The 507-nt window shown below is 55.4% G+C and carries 1 protein-coding gene; it reads right to left on the bottom strand.

What is annotated here, in order from left to right; translation table 11 throughout:
* Window positions 1-50: 50 nt before the first annotated feature.
* Window positions 51-470, bottom strand: a complete 420-nt coding sequence (gene tnpA, locus CON76_RS10445; protein ID WP_101103299.1) for an IS200/IS605 family transposase — start codon at window positions 468-470, stop codon at window positions 51-53.
* Window positions 471-507: the final 37 nt, after the last annotated feature.

Raw genomic sequence — 507 nt, 5'->3', positions numbered from 1 at the left:
TGACCCAGATTGAGCGGCAAGCCTCGGGGTTCAGCCCGAGGTTCGAGCGATCAGGCCGGGACGGCCTGTTGTTGCTCAATGTACTGCCGCAGTATTTCAATCGGGGCACCGCCGCATGATGCCGCAAAGTAGCTGGGCGACCACAGCACGCCGCGCCGTTTGAGCCACGGGTGAAAATCGCCAAACTCCTTGCGCATCAAGCGGCTCGACACACCTTTGAGGCTGTTCACCAGCTTGGACAAGGGTGTTTTTGGCGGGTAGTTCACCAACAGGTGAACGTGGTCGGCCTCGCCATTGAACTCCACCAGTTCAGCCTCGAAATCTTGGCACACCGATCGGAAGATGCGTTCCAAGGCGGGCATATGCTCTTGCCGAAACACGCCACGCCGGTACTTTGTCACAAAGACCAAATGTGCATGAAGCGCAAAAATACAGTGCCTTCCTGTGCGTAAATCTTGATTTGTCGTCATAGACCAATTATGATTCAAGCCGTGAACACCACCACCA

Source organism: Macromonas bipunctata, assembly GCF_002837135.1.
GTDB lineage: Bacteria > Pseudomonadota > Gammaproteobacteria > Burkholderiales > Burkholderiaceae_C > Macromonas_A > Macromonas_A bipunctata.
This window is presented reverse-complemented; position numbering and strand designations above follow the sequence as displayed.

Coding starts and splice junctions, on each gene's coding strand:
- tnpA (WP_101103299.1), bottom strand. CDS start 470: ATGACGACAAATCAAGATTTACGCACAGGAAGGCACTGTATTTTTGCG.